The organism is Pedobacter hiemivivus (genome assembly GCF_004331685.1).
GTDB classification, from domain to species: domain Bacteria; phylum Bacteroidota; class Bacteroidia; order Sphingobacteriales; family Sphingobacteriaceae; genus Pedobacter; species Pedobacter hiemivivus.
In genome coordinates this window covers 63812-83308 of record NZ_SJSM01000004.1, presented here as the reverse complement: position 1 = coordinate 83308, position 19497 = coordinate 63812, and the positions used below count along the sequence as shown (strand labels likewise).

The window sequence follows — 19497 nt, the reverse complement described above, 5'->3', positions numbered from 1 at the left end:
TATTAGTAGTATTGTTGGTACTGAACTTAAAGAACCAGTTGTTGAAAAAGATTTTATAAGTGTTTTTTATACGCTCTTCTTGCAAGGAAATAAGCCAGGAGTATAATTCCCAGGCACCAGGCCAGGGCCAGCCATATTTCAATCCCTACCGATTGGTTTGAAAGCAGTGCGCGGATGCTTCCCACGATCGAGGTTACAGGCTGATTTTCGGCAAAGACACGAACCGGCCCGGGCATGGATTTGGTAGGTACAAAGGCCGAGCTGATAAAGGGCAGAAAAATAATGGGGTAAGAGAAGGCACTTGCCCCATCCACAGATTTAGCAGAGAGTCCTGCAATCACTGCAATCCAGGTCAAAGCCAGCGTAAAGAGCGTAAGTATACCAGTCACCGCAAGCCAAGACAGTATACCAGCTGGCGAACGGAAACCCATAATCAGGGCAACAAGGATGATTACGATCCCTGAAATGAGATTGGATACCAGTGAGGTAAGGACATGGCCCCAGAGAACAGCGGAGCGGGCAATTGGCATGGAGTTGAAGCGTTCCAGTATGCCTCTTTGCATATCTAAAAACAGACGGTAAGCCGTATAGGATACCCCGCTTGCAATCGAGATCAACAGTATACCGGGCAAGAGGTAATTTACATAGTTATCTGTACCGGTTTGGATTGCGCCTCCAAATACGTAGACAAAAAACAGCATAAACATAATTGGCATGATGGTCACAGTAATGATGGTGTCCATGCTGCGCAGAAGAATACCGTAGTTCCGCCGTCGGCAAGCGCTTTGACGATTTTCCAAACTTCAATGCGCCCTTCGGGATCAAGTCCGGTGGTGGGTTCGTCCAGGAAAATGACCTGAGGTTTTCCAACCAGGCTCATGGCGATGTCGAGCCGGCGTCGCATACCTCCCGAATAAGTAGCCGCAGTACGATCAGCGGCTTCGGTTAAACTGAAGCGCTTCAACAAATCTTTTGCAACCTGTTGTGGGTGGCTAAGGTGCCGAAGGCTAGCCATCATGATGAGATTTTCCCTTCCGGTCAAAATCTCATCCACGGCTGCGAATTGTCCTGTGAGGCTGATCGATTCCCGCACCTTACCTGGATTTGAGGAAAGGTCGAATCCGTTTACTGTAGCGTTTCCGCTGTCTTGTTTCAGCAGTGTACTGAGAATTTTGACGATCGTTGTCTTGCCTGCACCATTAGCGCCGAGCAGGGCGAAAATACTGCCTGTTTTTACTTCAAAATCTACTCCTGTTAATACAGGGATGTCTTTATAGGATTTTTTTAATCCTTGTACCGAGATGGCGATTTCATTTTTCGACATGATTCATTTCCTCCTTTAAGATGCTAATAAGGTGATGCCAGTTAAATCTGCTTTTCCGTTTTTCAGGAATTCGTAGGTCATCCGGTCTGCCTGACAATCCACAAAATTGATCCGCTTCAAATTGTTGTTTTTGAAGAATGTGTTGATCAGTATTGCACTCTGGAAGGTCACTTTTTTAAAGGCGCAGTTTTCAAAATAACAGTCCTCCAACGTACCTTCGAAAACCATATCTTCTATCTGGATTCCAATAAAAGAGCTGTGATTCCATACTGCATTTGCAATGGGATTATTCAGGAAGGCTCCGGATTTAAACTCCACTCCGGTAAAATTGGCATCAGAGAAATCACACCCTTTGATATGGCTTTCTGAAAATTCAGTTTCTTTCAATGAACAGCTCTTAAATAGATTGTTGGCTAAGCTGGAGTTGAGTATGTGACTGCTGCTGATGTCAGAACCTGAAAAGTCACAGCCATCAATGTGAGTACTTTTGTGAAGTGTCACACCGGTAAAATTGGCAAGACTGAAATCGCAACCTTTGAGATAGCTCTTTGAAAATTCGGTTTCTTTCAGGGAACTGTCTTTGAATACATTGTTGACTAAGCTGGAATTCTGAATATGGCTTTTGCTGAGGTCAGAATTTGAAAAATCACAGCCCTCCACATTATTGCTTTTTAGGAGAAGTCCCGACAAGTCTGAACCGACAAACAGGCAGTGCTGCATGTTTGAGGAACCGAATTTTTCCTGGAGGTTTTTCAGGCCGGAAAAGTTGGCATTCACCCAGTTCCCGTCTGACATATTCCAGTTCAGTTTTTTCTTCTGTGTTCCGGATGGCAATTCATCGGAGGGTTTAATCAAAGGTTCGAAGGGTACTGTCTCCCTGGCCTCAGATGCCATGCGCCCTGAAAAATAGTTCAGATCAACATCCAGGATTTCTGCAAGATGGTTTAAAGTAATGATATCAGGCATTGATTCACCACGTTCCCATTTGCCAACGGCCTGCGGACTGATGAACAGACGCTGAGCAAGCTGGGCCTGGGAAAGGTTTTTTTTCTTTCGTGCTTCAGCAATTTTATTGCCGATCATTTTGGTGTTTAACATAAATACTATCTTTTAATTATCATTTCGACTCTACAAAGGTATATGGATGCATTCCCGGAATCAGTAAAAAAGCAAGAACATTTAGTTGTAATTACGCTATTTATCGTTGTTATTTAACAACAAACAGTGGTATCTATCGGGCCTTAAGGATTAGGCCCCAGGAACAGCGCATACGGCACTGACACAAAGAACGGATTTACTGATGGCTATGATTCCTGCTTTCCTTGATGCCCCGCTTAAAGGCAAATGATTATATAACAACTCGAGGGGAAGAATACGAAAATGGAGGAAAATGTAGAAAAACCTGCATTTGGTCATACTCAGGTAACCACTCGTCAATAATCTTTTCTCCTTTAAGGGCTGCTTCCGTTCTTCGTGTCTGATATACAATAAGATCAGATACAAAATATGAAAACATTACGTTATTCTCTTACCATAGCTGGTATAGCTTTCGGTTCATCTTTATTTGCGCAGAGTGGATTCTCGGGGAAAATTAAGGCCGAATATGTTCCTTTCTCCAATTATGTAAGACCGATAGACAGCCTTAAAACTGGATCTACCAGCGACTTTAAGCGGATTCAGGCTGCTTTTAGCATTCCCATTTCAACAACATTAGATGAACTTGGGCGACCAAAAATTTGGGCTGTTGGAGTAGAGGGGTCATATGCTAAAATGACTAACCGAAACTATGAGGAACCATTATTCCCTACAGAAATGCTCAATGCGCAGATTGGTTTAATCCATTCCAGGCACATTAGTAAAACCTGGTCAATCATGGCGATGGCTTCAGTAGGGGTTTATACTGACATGGAAGAAATTTCATCTAAAGACCTACTTGCCCAAGGGGGTGTTTTGTTTATTAAACATTTCAATCCAAGACTGGCGCTAGGGGTGGGGCCTGTATTAACCAATGCCTTTGGTGTTCCCATGGTTATGCCGGGTTTATATTTTAACTGGTCTACCCAGGGGCGGTACAAACTACAAATCAATTTCCCGAATGGAATCGAATTTGGTGCAAAATTGAGCGATGCGGTAGAACTTAAAACTGTTGTGGAACTGAGTGGTATGACTGCCGAAGTAAACCGAAATAATACTTCAATGCTTTTAGGCTACCAACAGGTTGTTGCTGGTTTACGTCCTGAAATTAAATTGAGTAAATCACTGTCTATTCAGTTGACTGCTGGTACATCACTTGCCCGCTCTTTTAGTTTGACCAGTAGAAGATTGAAGGATTTCTTTAAGATGAAGGATGAAGCGGATCCCCGTTTTACGACTACGTTTTATGGATCCGCGGGATTGTCATGGAATTTTTCCAAGCGCTAGCGGCTTAAAAGTTTATTGTAAACCACCTCTTTTAATAAATCCTCTCTGCGGGTTCTGGAAATTGGAAGTTCCTGTCCATTGATGAAAATCCGACCTCCCGATACCTGGTCAATATGAGCAATGTTGATTAGATAAGATTTATGAATTCTAAAGAAGTTATCCCTTGGAAGTGTTTCTTCCAGGGATATCATCGTTTGGTGAATCACCAGTTCCTGATCTTTAAAATGGAGCTTGGCATAATTCTGCATACCTTCAATATATAAGATGTCAACCCAGGATATCTTTCGGAAGCTATCACCCTGTCTAACGTATAAAAATGTATCTACAGGTTGCGGATGTCGCGGGCTTAAGCTCATCATATGCATCTGCCGGGCCTTTAAAGCGGCCTGGTAAAAGCGCTTAAAGGGGATTGGTTTTAATAAATAATCTACAATCTGAAGTCGGAAGCCTTCTAACGCGTGTTCCGAATAAGCGGTAGTTAGGATGGTAAGTGGGGGATGTTCTAGTGATTCTAAAAAATCGAGTCCGGATAAATAAGGCATATTGATGTCCAGAAAAAGAAGGTCGATATTCCCTTTTCTTATGTATTCAGAAGCCTCCATCGCCGAAGAACAAGAGCCTGCAACAGTTAGAAAGTCTAACTTTTCAATGAAATCAATAATTCCGGCCCTCGCCAGGGGCTCATCATCGATAACCAGGCACTGCATTGCAGGTTCAGTCTGTAAAGAGTTTGAGTTGAGTGTCGTGGTCATGAGTTTGATGGATTTAATTCTAAGCGCAAATGTACCTTATAGCTTGATTCTGTTTTTTCAATATTTAGTTCGTGTTTGTCCGGGTATAGAATTTCCAGTCTTTTTTGAACGTTGGTTAAGCCTAATCCTCCACTGTCTTGTTTGCGTGGCTGTTGTGCCGAATTGGAATTTTCAACGTTCAGTTCCAGCATGTCGCCTGATTGTTTTAATATCAAATGTACATAGCCCTTTTCTGTAGGTAAACGGGATACATGTTTAAATGCATTTTCTATGAAGGGTACCAGCAATAATGGAGAAATTTCACTTTTGCCATTCTGAATGGTCCAGCTATATTTCACTTCAAGTTCATCTGCCCATCTGATTTGTTCTATTGCAACCAAATCTTTCAAGTATTTCAGTTCCTTTTCCAATGTCACAAATTCACGGTTGCACTCATACAACTGATACCGGAGAATATCTGAAAAACGGATTAATAATACAGAAGCGCGGTCAATGTCTTTCTGCATAAGGATATGAATGTGATTCAGTACGTTAAACATCAGATGCGGATTGATCTGGTCCTGTAAAATCCTGAGTTGTGCTTCCAGATGTACCTTTAGTAATTCCTCATGATTTTTCTCCATGAGGCTATGTTCCTGGTAAAATCGCAGACCGCAGGCTGTAGCATTGATTAGAATTGCAGAGGGAAGGTTGCTGTAAAACCTGAGTAGGGATTCACCATAGGCTTCCATTCTTTCGGGAGTATCGAAAGCAGTCCCCATTACATAATGTTTATAAAACCACAATGGGATGACTGTTAAGACAAAAGCTAAAAGCAAAGTCATTAAAAGGCTTTGGCCTACAAATAACTTCATTTTTCCATTAACGAGGGCATTTGGAAGTATAACGTCACTAACTGTATGGGCCACAACAATGGCTGCTGTTACAAATGCGAGCGACTGCAAAATTGCGGGTACAAGCTGAAAATCTTTTATCATTTGCGCCCAAATGGATATACCCAGGAGTAACCAGTAAAAGCAGATAAAAAGCCAGTGTTTATTGAGTAGAGTCTTTTTCATATATAAGATAGAAGTCCGAAAGACAACAGTTCATAGAGAGCCGTTCCGTTCGGACAGTTTGAAATAGAAGGTAAAAGTATTTGGTTTTTTTTTCCACAAAAGTAGGGAATTCGCAAGTGCGACTCAAAATGATTTGACCAATTGCAGGTTTGTATTGACAAATGGCTTTTTACTTCCTTAAGATAAAATCTATTTAAGCTTAAGGGGGGATTTAAAACTTTATGCGTCCTGACTTGTAGTATTTAAGATTAAAACAACAAGCTATGTTTAAGAAATCAAAAGCATTCAGTTCATTTTCAGTGGATAATCTGGAAAAAGCAAAAAAATTTTACGGATCAATACTTGGACTCGAAGTTAAAGACAATCCAATGGGAATTTTGGAACTGCATATTGATGGATCATCTCCGGTAATGGTTTACCCTAAGCCCAACCATCAGGCTGCAACATTCACTGTACTCAATTTCCCTGTTCAATATGTAGAAAATGCAGTTACAGAACTCGAAGAAAAAGGTGTTCATTTTGAACACTATGATGATGAGCATCTTAAAACGGATGAGAAAGGAATTCTTCGCGGCCAGGGACCTGTCATTGCTTGGTTTAAAGATCCAGCAGGTAATATTCTTTCGATAGTAGAAACAATTTAAAAATGAAAAAAATACTGAAGATTTGCTGTTTTTTTACCCTGCTGACAGGGAGTTTATATCTTTTATCTTCCTTCCTGATCAATCCAGGATCTGTTAGCATATATAAATTCCCCTATAAACGGGCAGGTCTAACGGAACGGCAGGCTGCCGAACATTTGTTGAGCAGATTTTCTTATGGTGCAACGCCTGGACAAGTTGACTCCGTTATGAAAATAGGGTTGGAGAATTGGTTCAACCAGCAGCTCAATGCGGATTTGCCAGATGATTCTTTAAACAAACGCTTGAGCGTATATGACGGCCTTAAACTGAGTAATGCGGAGGTATGTAGTCAGTATCCACCCGGATTTGTAATCCGGTCGATGGCGATCAAAGATTCTGTAATCAGTAAGGATTCGGTAAATAAAGCAGTAGACAAAAAAGCATTCAACTTGCAGTTGCGGGCGTATATGGATAAGAAAGGCTTTAAGTCCGATCAGGATCTTTATAAACAGTTTATTAATCAGAAAATACTTCGGGCGGCCTATACGCGAAACCAATTACAGGAGGTGATGACCGACTTCTGGTTTAACCATTTTAATGTTTCCTTTTTTAAAGGGGAATGCGCCCAATTCATTCCCGCGTATGAAAGAGATGTGATTCGACCCAATGTTTTGGGTAAATTTGGTCAATTGCTTTTGGCCTCTGCACAGTCGCCAGCAATGTTGTATTACCTGGATAACTTTACCAGTGTTGGACCACCAGCAACAAATCTACCTAAGCCTAAGGCCAAACCAGTTGCTGCCAATGAAGGTGCCGATATGATGATGATGGGAGGTAATAATGATACTACTGTGCCCAATAAAGTAAAAACCCTTACCAAGCCTGCGAATGTAAATGGTTTGAATGAAAACTACGCTCGTGAAGTGATGGAACTACATACCCTTGGGGTAGAGGGAGGCTATACGCAACAGGATGTGACCCAGGCAGCCCGTGTACTGACTGGCTGGACCGTTTACCCGATTAGTGACAATGCATATGGAAGTGCGATGAAAGGCTTAGTTGCTAAGATTGGTGAAAATAACCTGGCACAGAAAGGTTATGTTCGTGAAGGCGACTTCCTATTTACACCAAATCGCCATGACCAAGGTGAAAAAGTGGTGCTAGGTCATCGTTTTCCGGCCGGCTCTGATCCTGCAGCGGCTTATCAGGAGGGAGTGACACTATTGGATATGCTAGCACATCAGCCCGCTACGGCGAAATTCATTTCGCGTAAGCTCGCTGTCCGTTTTGTTAGCGATGCCCCGGTGCAAAGCCTCATTGATAGAATGGCGAAGTCATTTACTGATCATGATGGCGATATGAAGCAAGTATTGATCACATTGGTAACTTCCCGCGAGTTCTGGGATAAAAAGACCCTGTTTAGCAAAACAAAATCACCTTTTGAACTTGCGATAAGTTCGGTGCGTGGTTTAAACGCTGATGTTAAAGATCCTTATCCGCTATTTAGCTGGATTTCCAGGATGGGACAAAAGATTTACTATTATCAGGCGCCAACAGGTTTTCCTGATCGTGGTAAATACTGGATCAATACGGGTTCACTGCTAAACAGGATGGATTTCAGTTTGGCCTTAGCTTCCGGGCAAGTCTCTGGAGTTAAAGTGAATCTCAATAAAATTACTGCGAAACAACAAGCTCAGGAAAATGCAGAAGCTATTATTAACACCTATAGTAAGTTGTTATTGCCTGAGAAAAAGTTAGATCAAACGAATAAAAAACTGGTTGATCTATTAAATGATCCGAGCTTCCTGGTTAAAGCAAATAATATCGTTCGACAGGATAAAACAGTGTCGACAGCGGTATCGGAAAAGCCAGAAGTGGGGGCATCAGGTGATATGATGTTTATGAGTGCTACATCAGACAGCAAGTCTAAAGTTGCAGAAACAGTGGAGAAACAGAAAAAAAATTATGAAATGTTCCGAACTAAGCGCACTGCGATGCAAGCATTGGCGGCAGGTATCATCATTGGCTCTCCTGAATTTCAACAACGCTAATAATTTTATGATTTTTTTTGGTCCTGGGTTCGAATGCAAATTTGTTTGATTTTTATAAATTTACAGAATGAAACAAGCGGAGAGCGTTAGTGATTTTTATAACAGGCTGCCAAGCCATGCGCCAACAGATGTTCCGCTCAATAATGCGGGCATTGGGCATATTAATGTTTTCACCAGAGAAAGCTGCGCTGTGGTTAGTCCGTACAGCCGTCGGGATTTTTACAAGGTTTCCTTGATCATTGGTAAGGGCAAGATTTATTATGCAGACAAGTGGATACAGATTGATCGACCGGCACTGCTCTTTTCCAATCCTGTAGTGCCTTATTCCTGGGAGGCAGAGTCCGATCAGCAGTCGGGCTGGTATTGCCTTTTCACCGAAGATTTTATCCAGCATAGCGAGCGGGTCAACAACCTTCGGGATTCACCTTTGTTTAAGATCGGCTGTAATCCGATATTCTTTCCGGATGAAGCTCAATTGAACGAACTTTCGACTATATTCCTGAAGATGCAGTCGGAGATGTGTTCAACCTATCCACATAAATACGATGTACTGCGCAGTTATCTGCACCTGCTTATTCATGAGGCTATGAAAAATAATCCAGCCACAAATTTTCATACCTATGCCAAAGCCTCTTCCAGGGTTTCCGCTTTATTTCTTGAATTACTGGAAAGGCAGTTTCCCATTGATTCCCCTGCACTCATACTTAAATTGAAAAATCCCGCAGATTATGCCACTGCTTTATCCGTACACATCAATCATCTCAACCGCTCGGTAAAGGAAGTGACCGGTAAGACCACAACCGCTCATATCGCTGCCCGAATCACTAAAGAGGCTAAGGCCTTATTGCAACATACCGACTGGAACATAGCTGATATTGCCTACAGCCTGGGCTTTGAATACCCTTCCTATTTTACTATTTTCTTTAAAAAACACGCCGGTTTGGCACCCACACAGTTGCGATAGTTTGTTTGAATATTATAACAATCTGTTTGATGGTTATAAGTCGGAATTCTGCTGCCATTCTACCTTTGTGGGAACAAAATTTGATAACAATGAAATACAGAAAACTCGGAACAACAGAGGAGCAGCTATCTGCGCTTGGCTTGGGCTGCATGGGCATGAGCTTCGCCTATGGCCCTACAGATGACAAAGAAAGTCTGGCTACACTGGAGAAAGCCCTCGACCTCGGCATCAACTTTTGGGACACGGCAGACATGTACGGCAACGGTGCCAATGAAGAACTTATTTCCAAGGTACTCGTACCAAACCGTGATAAGATATTCATCGCAACGAAATTCGGATTCCGTTTTAAGGATGGCATTGCCGGCCCCAGTAGTGCTACAGGAACCTACTTTGATGGTTCTCCTGCCTGGATTAAGATTGCGGTCGAACAGAGCTTGAAGCGCCTGAAGATCGACACCATTGACCTTTACTATGCCCATCGGGTTGACCCCAATATCCCGATCGAGGAAACCGTTGGTGCAATGGCCAATCTGGTAAAAGAGGGAAAGGTGCGCTACCTTGGACTTAGTGAGGCTTCTGCTGCTTCTTTACGGAAGGCGCATGCCGTGCATCCGATTGCTGCGCTGCAGAGTGAGTACTCACTACTTACAAGGGACGTAGAAAACGAGATGTTACAGACCACGCGTGAGCTTGGCATTTCACTTGTGCCTTATTCTCCTTTGGCGAGGGGTCTGGTTACCAATACGCTTAATGTGGATACGTTTGCCAGCGACGATTTCAGAAGAACCTTGCCTCGTTACCAGCAGGAAAATATCGCTAACAATAGCAAGCTTATAACAGGGTTTGCTGCCTTGGCAGCCACAATAGGTTGCACACCAGCTCAGCTTGCCCTGGCATGGGTATTGGCGCAGGGCGAGGACATTATACCTATCCCAGGTACCAAGAAAAGAAACTATCTGGAAGAGAATGTAGCTGCAATCGAAGTTAACCTGACAGCTGCCGATCTTACATCGGTTAATGAGTTGATCAAGCGATATCCTATAGTTGGCGAGCGCTACAGCGAAGGAGCAATGAAGATGGTCAACCACTGATCTGAGGAACGTAATTCTGCTCATGCTACGGCCTGGGCAGAATTGCACCTGAAATTCTGGATAAAATTTCCTGTAATTCTGTCAAACGAAAATAGTTAAATTTGTTAATCAGATTTAAAGTAGTATAAATGGCTGTTCCGACAAACAAAGAAGAATTACAGCAGGCAATTCATACCAATTATGGAAAGCTTAAAAAAGAATTATCAGAGATCCCACATGAATTGACGCTGGGTAAAAATCTGGAAGGACATTCAAAAGGCACATTAATGAGTGTTAATAATCTTGTTGCTTACCTGATCGGTTGGGGACAATTGGTCCTGAAATGGAATCGAATGAGGGATAATAATGAAGATGTGGATTTTCCGGATACTGGATATAAATGGAATGAACTCGGTAAGCTTGCCCAAAAATTTTATAACGATTATGAGGATGATGATTACGCTGTTCTGCTTGAAAAGTTAGACCAGACTGTAAAGGATATTTTGTCAATCATAGATAAGACAACAAATAATGAACTTTATGAAGTTGCTTGGTATGACAAATGGACAAGAGGAAGGATGATACAGTTTAACACTTCCTCACCATATAACAACGCGAGGGGAAGAATACGAAAATGGAGGAAGCTGTAGAAAAAGCTATTTTGTTCTTCCTTTGTCTAGGAAACTTTCAAGCATAGGAATAACAAAGTGTGCTTCTTTAGAATTAGATTTTAATGTAGTTATTTCCTCAATATACTCACCGTGTACACCTGGGATTATTGCCAATTCCGAGTTAGCAATTTGTCTATGCATTTCGATAGCGTGCTCGGGTTGTACAACATCTTGGTCGGCTATAATGATTAGGGTAGGGGCTTTTATGGATTTGATCTGTTCGTCTGGTATATCTTTAAAATTAACCATCCTTTTTGCGTCCTTATCGTGCATCGCCTGCAAGCCGGCTGGGTTTGGCGAAACTTGTAAATAAGCTTCTTTTAGCTCTTCAGGCATATTAGATAACTTTGCTTATTTCATAAAGTCCCAAAACTGAAAAGGCATGCCATTGCGTTTGCAAAGTGCAGACCCTAAAATTATTTTATTGACAATTTCAGGGTGACGAATGGCAATTTGAACACAAGTTGTTCCACCGTTACTGAAACCAAAAAAATCTGCTTTATCAATGTTCAAATGCTTTAAAAGTCTCGCAACATCATCTGCGTCTTGCTCAAATGTCGCATCCTGTGCCCTATCGTTAGTTCTCCCATGAGCTTGCAACTCAACAGCTATTACTTTTCTGTGTTTAGCAAGCATTGGAATGACTCTTCCAAATGTTGTTTGAATGGTAGAGCCGCCACCGTGAAGCAAAACAAGTGGCTCACCTTGTCCATAAATTTCATAATACATTTTAATTCCATTGACTTCTGAATAGCCATTTTTGGCGATCAAGGTGTCATTTGCAGTTGCCATAGCTTGATTATTGTTTCCTTTTGATTGGTTTACATTGTTGCAGGATGATAATATTAGAAACGCTAAAATAGGGTATACGATTGTCCTTTTCATTTTATTGGTTTTAGGTTTAATCAACTGCATTTCATTAGGATACCTTTACGCATCTTTACATTACGCAATCATATGATTGCAAATATATGTGCAACTATTTAATTGCGCAATTATTTTTAGAACTAAAATCTTTCATTCTATAAATCAGCAGTTTAAATGGAATGACCGAATTAAAGTGAAATTAAGCCTTCTTTAAGGTATGAAATCATCATAAATTTTATACTTTTGCACTCCTTCAAACAAGGAAATGATTCCTTAGCTCAGCTGGTAGAGCATTACACTTTTAATGTAGTGGTCCTGGGTTCGAATCCCAGAGGGATCACAAGATTCAAAATCAAAATGTACAAAAGGCTATTAATCGTATGATTAATGGCCTTTTTACTTTTACGGGGGAGAGGCAAAACTTGCACGTCTATAGTACTTGGATGGCATACCGAAATTATAGTTTCGATTGTAGAAAATGTGATAATCAAAAAAAAATTATATTTTTATTCGAAATCACATTTTATGAAACGCTTTTATCATCAAACCTATTATTTCTGGTTGATCACACGTATTATTTTCATTGCCGGCGCACTACTGGATTCGGGCAGAATGTTTGGCAAAGGACTAGAAACCCTAGATGTATTTATTAATTTGTCTATTATCGGTTATTTGGGCCTCATGATATATAATACGGTTAATGAATTTAGGAATGCACTTGTCAGCACTGTCACAAAATACATCGTAGGGGTGGCTTCTTTAGTTCTTGCTTTTGTGATTATCGTTATTGTAGTAACCCACGATAGTAGACTCATTTCGCTTGCGGGTCCCTTCGTGATATGGATAGTGTTGTTGGGTATTTTTGATCTGTTGATACTGAACAGAAGTGAAGAAGTCCAAGAAGAAATAGAAGTGGAGTAAATAAAAATTCTGGAGGTTTAAATCTCCAGTCAATATATAAGCTGGTAGTCCATCTGCATGATCTTATTCCCGTTCAAGAACTGAGTATCGCGAATCAAATTGTCTTTTTTATCATACTCAAACTCGCGGCTGTAAGTAAATAGCTCATGTTTACCGGTATAAGGAGCGATGATCCGAAGTTCGCGACCAAATTCAATAGTAGTATTTCCTTTCGACTTGATCTGCTTTAGTCGATCCCCTACGTATTCGAAAATGACATCGCGAAATAATGTGTCCCGCGTGGCACGGAACCCGCTTATTCTTCCTTTCGGGTCATAAACGTACTTTATCTCAACATCTTTCTTGTCCCCATCTATATTCGAATAACGCTCAATTGCCATACGTTTATTCTGGTAAGTATAGTTCGTTGTTCGAAAAGTGGCGGATCCCATTGGGCCTGTATGGACCTCTGTTTTTTTAACAGGGAGTTTTTCTTCATTGTATAGGTATTCGTGCCTGATTACTCCCGACGACCCGGCTACCTTTGTTTCGAAGTTTTTCAGATTACCATTTTCATAGGTGTACTTTCGCTTTAAACTGATTTGACCATTTAATTGTTCAGTTCGCTCTAAAAGCTGTTGATTATTGTCATAATTAAATTTTACCAGCGAGCGCAATACTGTATCTCCTTTAGCATTTACATCTGTATTTATGAACCAGGAAGGTTTACCATTCGTAAGAAAAGTGGTCGCGTTTAGGGAAACGCGCCTCTCGGGGATGTTATCTGATCGCCAATTGCTAACTTTTTTTTCTTTACTGGTCTTAAAGGTAGTTCTGCTGGATCGCTGACCACCCGAAAATAGAATCCTAAGCGTCATATCCCCCTGATAATCATAGTCTTCTATAGTAGAAGTGTCGGCCTTATTATAGCCTGGTCTATTGATCAGCACAATTTGTTTTTTTATCTGATGTCCGTTCTGTTTTATAAAAAAAACTGAAAAGTCAAAGGGTTGTTGCTCAATTTTAATATCGAGGTCAGTTTGCGCAAACGCGGCAAGTTGAATAAATAGGGAGGTCAGGAAAAGCGTTAAAATTTTCATGGGATAAAAATAGGTAAATTTCATGATTGGATTAGGTTAGTTTCTCTATTTGAAAAATTCTATATACATTTAGATCAAATACTTTAACTCTCATCTATGAAATCTCGCTCGCTATTCGCAACCCGTTCCATTAGTTTATTACTCCTTATCGGTACAGCCGCTTTATCCTGTAAGAAGGATAACGATTCTGAACAAGAAAAAACTGGTTTTGGCAACATTTCCTATTTTGCAAACACTTCAAGCTCTAATGTCAGAAAACTTTCAAGTAATGGTATTAAAACCGGGGTTTTGAGTGTAGTTGACACTACAACTACGGTAAATGTAGCATGGTCTTCGGCAACTGTTTATGTAGAAAAGATTTCCTTTGTCGGAAAAAGTAACAGTTTGCTTGATACGACAATAACGGTCGAAAAGAATTTGAATATTTTTAGTCAGGATGCGCTGGCAGGTGTATTTAAATTACCTTCTGGTTCTTATAAAGACGTGGCCGTTAAACTACAATGTCGGAAGTCGCTGATTCCCGGATTGGCATTTAATTATTATGCATTTTATTTCAAGGGTACATTTAAAAACATTCATGGTGGTATAGACAGTGTAATAGTCGGAAGCTCGCTTCCTTTTGAGGCAAATCTTTCAGTGAACGAAATCGTAATTGACCCTTCTGACAACTATAAGGCTACTTTCAGTTTTGACTTGAATAAAGTGTTAACGGGAATCTCTGCTGGACAAATGGAAGCAGCTAAAAGCAATTATAAAGATGGCAAAAAAACCTTTTACATTTTCAAAGGAGGATCTGCAGATGAACCATTTTATGATCAGGTGATCAGGAACTGGCAATCTGTGGCAAGTGTAGTCGTTACAAAAGAATAGGAATCCACCTACTTGTCACATTTTACCTGAACTGACCAGGGCTGGATTTCGGATAAGCAAAAGTAGCCAGCCCAGGTACTCAAATTATCGAGGTCAGTTAACTTGGGACCTTAAAGCTGCCAACATAGATCATGTCGTTATAATTTTCGAGTGGGTTGTCTAGGCTAAGCTCGTCGTCGGCATAACAAAGTATGACATTTGCAGTTGAAATTCCTTTGCTAACACATGCCTGGTAGATGTCTACTTCAGCTTGATCATTCCAGATTGGTAATTCTTCGATGGCTGCCTGTATGCTGATTCTTTTTCGGCTGTAGAAAATTGTGATCCAGTTTGCATCATAATCGTATTGTTTGTCAATTGCTTTACCGAATTGGGAGCGGAGATTGAAGTCTGGGGTGTTTCTCGCATAGCTTTCATCCGTATTGAAGCTGTGGTTATCTTTGATGAACTTGCTTTGGTCAAAATACTTATAAAATTGATCTTCTGTTTTATTTGTTGTTCCTGCCCAAATATGGATGCGTTGCTCTGCCATTTTATTTCTTATACTTTTAGTAGGGGTTAAAGATACTAACTTATTAACTGCTGGAGGGGTAAATATCCATAGTCAAGGGAATTGTGTTTTCCTTGACTATGAGGCGATTAAATTATTCTACACGGAAAGATACCTTGCAAATGACACCATAAGATGTAATCTGGTTGTTTTTAAGATGCACTTTAAAATCTTTGACATAGACGGAGTCGATGTTTTTTATAGTCTTAGATACTTCTGTTACTGCATTTCTTACTGCATCTTCGAATCCGCTTTCTGATGAGGAAATGACTTCAATTACTTTTACAATGCTCATGATATTAGTTTTTTAGATTAAAAGGTTAAAATTTTAAACCAATGCGAGCGGGTTTTGTTTCAACATAATGAAGAACAGTATTTTATCGTTGGTATTTATCCTTTGTGTAGTCGTTTTTGAAAGCTGCCAGCAGAAAGATCAGCGCGCTGGAACTAATGTAGTTGATACATCGAGAATAGATGGTAGGCAGAAACTAGAAAACGAGATACAAACTGCCATATTTATTGAAACGGTAGCCTCGAGGGAGATGCTTAAAGTTACATTAGGGAAACTTGCTGTTGAGAAGGCCGAAAATTCTGGTGTAAAAAGCTTTGGATACCTTGTTGTTCGAGATCATAAAAAAATGAATGATGCATTAAAAGTATTAGCAATAGCTAATGGGCTGAAACTGCCTATTTCCTTGTCTAAAAATGATTTGAAGCAAGTGCAGGAAATGAGCAATATGAAAACCATTTATTTTGAAAAGTTATATATGAAAATGATGATCGAGGACTACAATAAGGATATTGAACTTTTTGGTGGGGCCAAAAATAGTCCAGACACAGCAGTCAGTAACTTTGCTCGTAAGTTTTTACCCGTTTTGGAGATTCACAGAGAAAACGCGGTAAAAGTCCGCAGTGGCCTTACTCTTTAAAATTCAACACGAAAATGATTGCGCCTGTCAAAAAAAGTACAGTGGCCAAAACCATTAAGGCTACGCTTAAAGAGTTTTCTTCCGTACCCCATGCATAATCAACTAAGAAACCTGCAAGGACAACCAGAACTCCAGAGATAATAAAACTTCTTTTTCTCTTCATCAAACATCTCCTTTCTATTATGAAGTAAACAAATCAATAGTAGAATTGTTTAAGCAGAAATACTTGTATTATGCAACGCAATATAAAAAGTATGATCGGTTTCGCCATGGCGGCAACTGACGGGGAAATTGGAAAGGTTGATGAGTTTTATTTTGACGATGAAACCTGGACGATACGTTACCTGATCGTAAAAACAGGTGGCTGGCTACTGGAACGTAAGGTTTTGATCTCGCCAGCAGCTTTAAAGGAGCCGGACTGGGAAAATGAGTCATTTCCAGTTAACTTGACAAAGGATCAGGTTAAACACAGCCCGGATATTGACACTGAAATGCCGGTATCTCGACAGCAGGAACTTACTTTGTACAATCATTATCAATGGCCATATGGCAATGTCAACAGTATAGGTTTTTATGGCGGCATGGGCATGCTGGGTATGATGGAGTCCAGACTGCCCTTCGAGGAGGCCATTGCGCTACTGCGCCACGAAAAAGAATCCAGTGATCCACATCTACGTAGTATGAGTGAAATAAAAGGATACCGTATTCATGCTACAGATGGAGAAATAGGAGAGGTGTCGGATCTTATGGTGGATGAGAACTGGAAGATTTCCGCTCTGGTGGTGGATACAGGTCATTGGTTCCCGGGTAAAAAAGTACTGGTCTCACCAACATGGATAACAGAGTTAAGTTGGGGAAGCTCATCCGTAAACGTGAATGTTTCCAAGGAAGCCGTAAAGAACAGTCCAGAACTGTTAACCTAAATAATTGTTATAGTTTAAAATCAATAAATCCCTACAAATCATTTGACTTGCAGGGATTTATTAACGTAGTTGGTTAAACGCCTACACTAAACTCAATTTCTTGAGGAGGCAAGCACTGCGTGTCGTCGCATGTTCCAAACTCCAACTTGCCTTTAACAGCTATTTTTCCTTTTGACTTTATATTAATCTTCTGCTGAAAAATTACAGCCTTTTCAAAGTACCCGATCTTCATATTAAACATTTTGTCAAAATGACTTATAGGTTTAGGTTCAATTGTCTTACCATTTAGTACATAGTCCTTTGAAGGGTGGAAAGAAAAAGCTGTTTTGGTCGGGCCATCGCCTGCGATATTTTGTGAATAGATGTGCCAGCCATTGTCGATTGTTGCTTTTAGATAAACTATGGCTTCTTTTGAATTTAAGCGCTTGGCCGCATAACTCCATTTAACAGGATTTAAAATTTGTGCACTAGCGAGTTCGCCAACTAGGCATAAGGCAATAAAAATTAAGAGTTTTTTCATTGTGTTAGTCGTATATAAAGGTTAAGAAAATATTATACTTTTAAAATTAGGCATTTAAAGCAGTTATTTTTACTTACAAGGATTAAATTTTCAATCTATAAATCAGTATTTTAAGAGATATTTATGTGTTAAGTTGAAATTAAATCCTTGTTAAGGATTGAAATAAGCATTATTTTTATACTTTTGCACTCCTTCAAACAAGGAAATGATTCCGTAGCTCAGCTGGTAGAGCATTACACTTTTAATGTAGTGGTCCTGGGTTCGAATCCCAGCGGGATCACTGAAAGCCTCACAGAAATGTGAGGCTTTTTGCATTTATACTCAAATAAAGATTGTGAAAATCCAAAGATGATGAGTAAATTGCGAGTAGAATCTATGGAGGACGATATGAAAAAAGAGCCTGAAAATATGGTTAATGAACCTTCGGAAGTATACATCACAAAATTGTCCGATGACGAGCGTTTACGAAGAGATGTTTTTCGTTCTGATATGGATAAACTGAAACTTTTTACTAAAATGTTAAGAACGAACAGCATGTTCAATAAAGCGGTAGTTATTCATAAATAGTTATTATGGATGTCTTAGATGATGCACTAATTCAATTTTGGCGTTCCTTAAGTAAGCATAATGTAAAATATATTATGGTTGGAGGATTTGCGACTAGGTTTCATGGTTTTAACAGAAGTACTGACGATCTGGACATTTGGTTACTTGATACCTTAGAAAATAGGAGAGGTTTAAGAACTGCTTTTAATGAATTGGGATATGGTGATTTTCCTTCATTTGAAACAATGGAATTTGTACCAGGATGGACTAGTTTTTATGTAGACAATGGAATTGAACTTGATATCATGACGAGCATGAAGGGATTAGAGAATCTATCTTTTTTAGATTGCTATGAACTTGCTTCTATTGCCATTCTTGAAGATGTAAAAGTTCCTTTTTTACACATCAATCAATTGATAGCGAATAAAAAAGCTGTTAATAGGCCCAAAGACCAAATAGATGTTATTGAGTTAGAAAAGATCAAAGAATTAAGAGATAATTCGAAGTGTTAATGAGAACATTTTCAGTTATTCTTGCAGTTGTATTATCTATAATATCGCTGATATATTTTCTGTTTGAACAGTCGGTTGGAGATTTTTGTAATTAAGAACTTATTGTAAATGTGATGTAGGTCACACTATAGATTGTAATATACTTCGGTACTTTGTGCTTCCTGATTTGCAGGAGATGCATTAGATTGATTAAATTATTATGAAAAAGACAAATTACATCAGATTTCTATTATGTAGTCTAGTATTGCTAGGAGCTCAGTCTACCAAGGCGCAGAGTTTACCGAATGACAAACTGGGTGATATTTATGCAGAAGACATCAAATGGTCGGCATTTCCTGCATTTCCTCCAGAAGCTCGCCTTGCCGTTTTGATAGGCGATCCAAAGACGGAAGGCCCCTACGTGGTGAGGGTAAGACTTCCTTCCAATGTGGTGTTAATGCCTCATAAACATCCCGAAACTAGAGTATACACTGTAATTAGTGGCATATTTTATATAGGCATTGGAGAAAAGTACGATCCTGCAAAATTAAAAGCATATCCACCGGGAAGCGTGTTAGTACTTCCTGCTAATACACCTCATTTTCATTGGGCTAAATCTGGAGGTTATGAAACACAAGTTAGCGCTTACGGTCCACTAGGAATTAGCTATATAAATCCTTCGGATGACCCCAGTAATACAAAAACAAATAGTCGTATAAAACAATGAATTTACAGCTAAAACATACAATTAAAAACTGAGTGATTCGGTGAGTACCAAATCCAAAACCTTCCAGATAATGATTAACCCACGGTTTTCGCACCAGGTGTGAATCCCATCGGGATCACAGAAAATAGTAGACTTATAAA

At 40.0% G+C, this 19497-nt stretch carries 25 protein-coding genes and 2 tRNA genes; 15 read left to right on the top strand and 12 right to left on the bottom strand.

The features are described from left to right. Window positions 1-53 precede the first annotated feature (53 nt). The 3 genes from EZ444_RS08850 to EZ444_RS08840 are packed head-to-tail and all read right to left on the bottom strand — an operon-like array spanning window position 54 to window position 2422. Window positions 54-743: an ABC transporter permease gene (locus EZ444_RS08850; RefSeq protein ID WP_131608373.1), complete on the bottom strand. Its 690-nt coding sequence runs from the start codon at window positions 741-743 to the stop codon at window positions 54-56. Beyond that, the gene (locus EZ444_RS08845) at window positions 722-1324 is read right to left on the bottom strand and encodes an ABC transporter ATP-binding protein (protein WP_131608372.1); all 603 of its coding nucleotides are present in this window, start codon (window positions 1322-1324) and stop codon (window positions 722-724) included. Before EZ444_RS08845 ends, EZ444_RS08850 begins: the two co-directional genes overlap by 22 nt. Window positions 1325-1339: 15 nt before the next feature. Continuing rightward, window positions 1340-2422 carry a pentapeptide repeat-containing protein gene (locus EZ444_RS08840; protein WP_131608371.1) on the bottom strand — a complete coding sequence of 361 codons (1083 nt, stop codon included), beginning with the start codon at window positions 2420-2422 and terminating at the stop codon, window positions 1340-1342. Window positions 2423-2830: 408 nt separating this feature from the next. Between EZ444_RS08840 and EZ444_RS08835 the strand changes: the two genes are divergently transcribed. Further along, entirely contained in the window at window positions 2831-3745 is a 915-nt protein-coding gene (locus EZ444_RS08835; protein ID WP_131608370.1) for a DUF6268 family outer membrane beta-barrel protein, read from the top strand. Here the strand turns inward: EZ444_RS08835 and EZ444_RS08830 are convergent. Together EZ444_RS08830 and EZ444_RS08825 are read right to left on the bottom strand one after the other, a co-directional pair. Further along, window positions 3742-4497: a LytR/AlgR family response regulator transcription factor gene (locus tag EZ444_RS08830; protein ID WP_205945237.1), complete on the bottom strand. Its 756-nt coding sequence runs from the start codon at window positions 4495-4497 to the stop codon at window positions 3742-3744. The genes EZ444_RS08835 and EZ444_RS08830 overlap by 4 nt on opposite strands. Then, a complete protein-coding gene (locus tag EZ444_RS08825) occupies window positions 4494-5555 on the bottom strand; it encodes a sensor histidine kinase (RefSeq protein ID WP_131608369.1) in 1062 nt (353 codons plus the stop codon). Before EZ444_RS08825 ends, EZ444_RS08830 begins: the two co-directional genes overlap by 4 nt. A gap of 263 nt (window positions 5556-5818) precedes the next feature. On the opposite strand from EZ444_RS08825, the gene EZ444_RS08820 reads away from it, so the two are divergent. The 5 genes from EZ444_RS08820 to EZ444_RS08800 all read left to right on the top strand — a co-directional run bounded on the left by EZ444_RS08820 (window position 5819) and on the right by EZ444_RS08800 (window position 10913). Then, entirely contained in the window at window positions 5819-6199 is a 381-nt protein-coding gene (locus tag EZ444_RS08820; RefSeq protein WP_131608368.1) for a VOC family protein, read from the top strand. Between the two features lie 2 nt (window positions 6200-6201). Beyond that, a complete protein-coding gene (locus EZ444_RS08815) occupies window positions 6202-8229 on the top strand; it encodes a DUF1800 domain-containing protein (protein ID WP_131608367.1) in 2028 nt (675 codons plus the stop codon). 67 nt (window positions 8230-8296) lie between these two features. Next, window positions 8297-9193 carry a helix-turn-helix domain-containing protein gene (locus EZ444_RS08810; protein ID WP_131608366.1) on the top strand — a complete coding sequence of 299 codons (897 nt, stop codon included), beginning with the start codon at window positions 8297-8299 and terminating at the stop codon, window positions 9191-9193. Between the two features lie 89 nt (window positions 9194-9282). After that, entirely contained in the window at window positions 9283-10284 is a 1002-nt protein-coding gene (locus tag EZ444_RS08805) for an aldo/keto reductase (protein ID WP_131608365.1), read from the top strand. A gap of 128 nt (window positions 10285-10412) precedes the next feature. Then, on the top strand, window positions 10413-10913 hold the full coding sequence (locus EZ444_RS08800) for a ClbS/DfsB family four-helix bundle protein (RefSeq protein ID WP_131608364.1): 501 nt from the start codon (window positions 10413-10415) through the stop codon (window positions 10911-10913). Window positions 10914-10919: 6 nt separating this feature from the next. Here EZ444_RS08800 and EZ444_RS27600 read toward each other — a convergent pair whose 3' ends face one another. Together EZ444_RS27600 and EZ444_RS27595 are read right to left on the bottom strand one after the other, a co-directional pair. Then, complete coding sequence (locus EZ444_RS27600) at window positions 10920-11270, bottom strand: alpha/beta fold hydrolase (protein WP_225874680.1); 351 nt, start codon at window positions 11268-11270, stop codon at window positions 10920-10922. Window positions 11271-11285: 15 nt separating this feature from the next. Beyond that, entirely contained in the window at window positions 11286-11819 is a 534-nt protein-coding gene (locus tag EZ444_RS27595; RefSeq protein ID WP_225874679.1) for an alpha/beta fold hydrolase, read from the bottom strand. Window positions 11820-12068: 249 nt separating this feature from the next. Here EZ444_RS27595 and EZ444_RS08790 point away from each other — a divergent pair. Further along, a tRNA-Lys gene (locus EZ444_RS08790) sits at window positions 12069-12141 on the top strand. Between the two features lie 185 nt (window positions 12142-12326). Next, entirely contained in the window at window positions 12327-12722 is a 396-nt protein-coding gene (locus EZ444_RS08785) for a hypothetical protein (RefSeq protein ID WP_131608363.1), read from the top strand. 29 nt (window positions 12723-12751) lie between these two features. On the opposite strand, the gene EZ444_RS08780 is transcribed toward EZ444_RS08785, so the two are convergent. Next, window positions 12752-13825, bottom strand: coding sequence for an RHS repeat domain-containing protein (locus EZ444_RS08780; protein ID WP_131608362.1), 1074 nt, complete (start codon window positions 13823-13825; stop codon window positions 12752-12754). Between the two features lie 72 nt (window positions 13826-13897). Between EZ444_RS08780 and EZ444_RS08775 the strand changes: the two genes are divergently transcribed. After that, window positions 13898-14671, top strand: a complete 774-nt coding sequence (locus EZ444_RS08775; RefSeq protein ID WP_131608361.1) for a hypothetical protein — start codon at window positions 13898-13900, stop codon at window positions 14669-14671. A gap of 97 nt (window positions 14672-14768) precedes the next feature. Here the strand turns inward: EZ444_RS08775 and EZ444_RS08770 are convergent, their stop codons facing one another. Beyond that, window positions 14769-15203, bottom strand: coding sequence for an immunity 22 family protein (locus EZ444_RS08770; RefSeq protein WP_131608360.1), 435 nt, complete (start codon window positions 15201-15203; stop codon window positions 14769-14771). 112 nt (window positions 15204-15315) lie between these two features. Then, window positions 15316-15516, bottom strand: a complete 201-nt coding sequence (locus EZ444_RS08765; protein ID WP_131608359.1) for a dodecin family protein — start codon at window positions 15514-15516, stop codon at window positions 15316-15318. A gap of 67 nt (window positions 15517-15583) precedes the next feature. Between EZ444_RS08765 and EZ444_RS08760 the strand changes: the two genes are divergently transcribed. Continuing rightward, window positions 15584-16150, top strand: a complete 567-nt coding sequence (locus tag EZ444_RS08760) for a DUF4142 domain-containing protein (protein WP_131608358.1) — start codon at window positions 15584-15586, stop codon at window positions 16148-16150. Here the strand turns inward: EZ444_RS08760 and EZ444_RS27175 are convergent. Further along, entirely contained in the window at window positions 16140-16313 is a 174-nt protein-coding gene (locus tag EZ444_RS27175; RefSeq protein ID WP_165503566.1) for a hypothetical protein, read from the bottom strand. The genes EZ444_RS08760 and EZ444_RS27175 overlap by 11 nt on opposite strands. 70 nt (window positions 16314-16383) lie before the next feature. Between EZ444_RS27175 and EZ444_RS08755 the strand changes: the two genes are divergently transcribed. Next, window positions 16384-17073, top strand: a complete 690-nt coding sequence (locus tag EZ444_RS08755; protein ID WP_131608357.1) for a PRC-barrel domain-containing protein — start codon at window positions 16384-16386, stop codon at window positions 17071-17073. Between the two features lie 73 nt (window positions 17074-17146). Here the strand turns inward: EZ444_RS08755 and EZ444_RS08750 are convergent, their stop codons facing one another. Then, entirely contained in the window at window positions 17147-17593 is a 447-nt protein-coding gene (locus EZ444_RS08750; RefSeq protein ID WP_131608356.1) for a protein-disulfide reductase DsbD domain-containing protein, read from the bottom strand. A gap of 207 nt (window positions 17594-17800) precedes the next feature. Between EZ444_RS08750 and EZ444_RS08745 the strand changes: the two genes are divergently transcribed. From EZ444_RS08745 to EZ444_RS08730, 4 genes are all read left to right on the top strand, one after another. Further along, a tRNA-Lys gene (locus tag EZ444_RS08745) sits at window positions 17801-17873 on the top strand. A 68-nt stretch (window positions 17874-17941) separates the two neighbouring features. Next, entirely contained in the window at window positions 17942-18160 is a 219-nt protein-coding gene (locus EZ444_RS08740) for a hypothetical protein (protein ID WP_131608355.1), read from the top strand. Window positions 18161-18234: 74 nt separating this feature from the next. Next, window positions 18235-18651 (top strand): hypothetical protein, encoded by a 417-nt coding sequence (locus EZ444_RS08735; protein WP_225874678.1) that lies wholly within the window; start codon window positions 18235-18237, stop codon window positions 18649-18651. 199 nt (window positions 18652-18850) lie between these two features. Then, a complete protein-coding gene (locus EZ444_RS08730) occupies window positions 18851-19357 on the top strand; it encodes a cupin domain-containing protein (RefSeq protein WP_205945236.1) in 507 nt (168 codons plus the stop codon). Window positions 19358-19497: the final 140 nt, after the last annotated feature.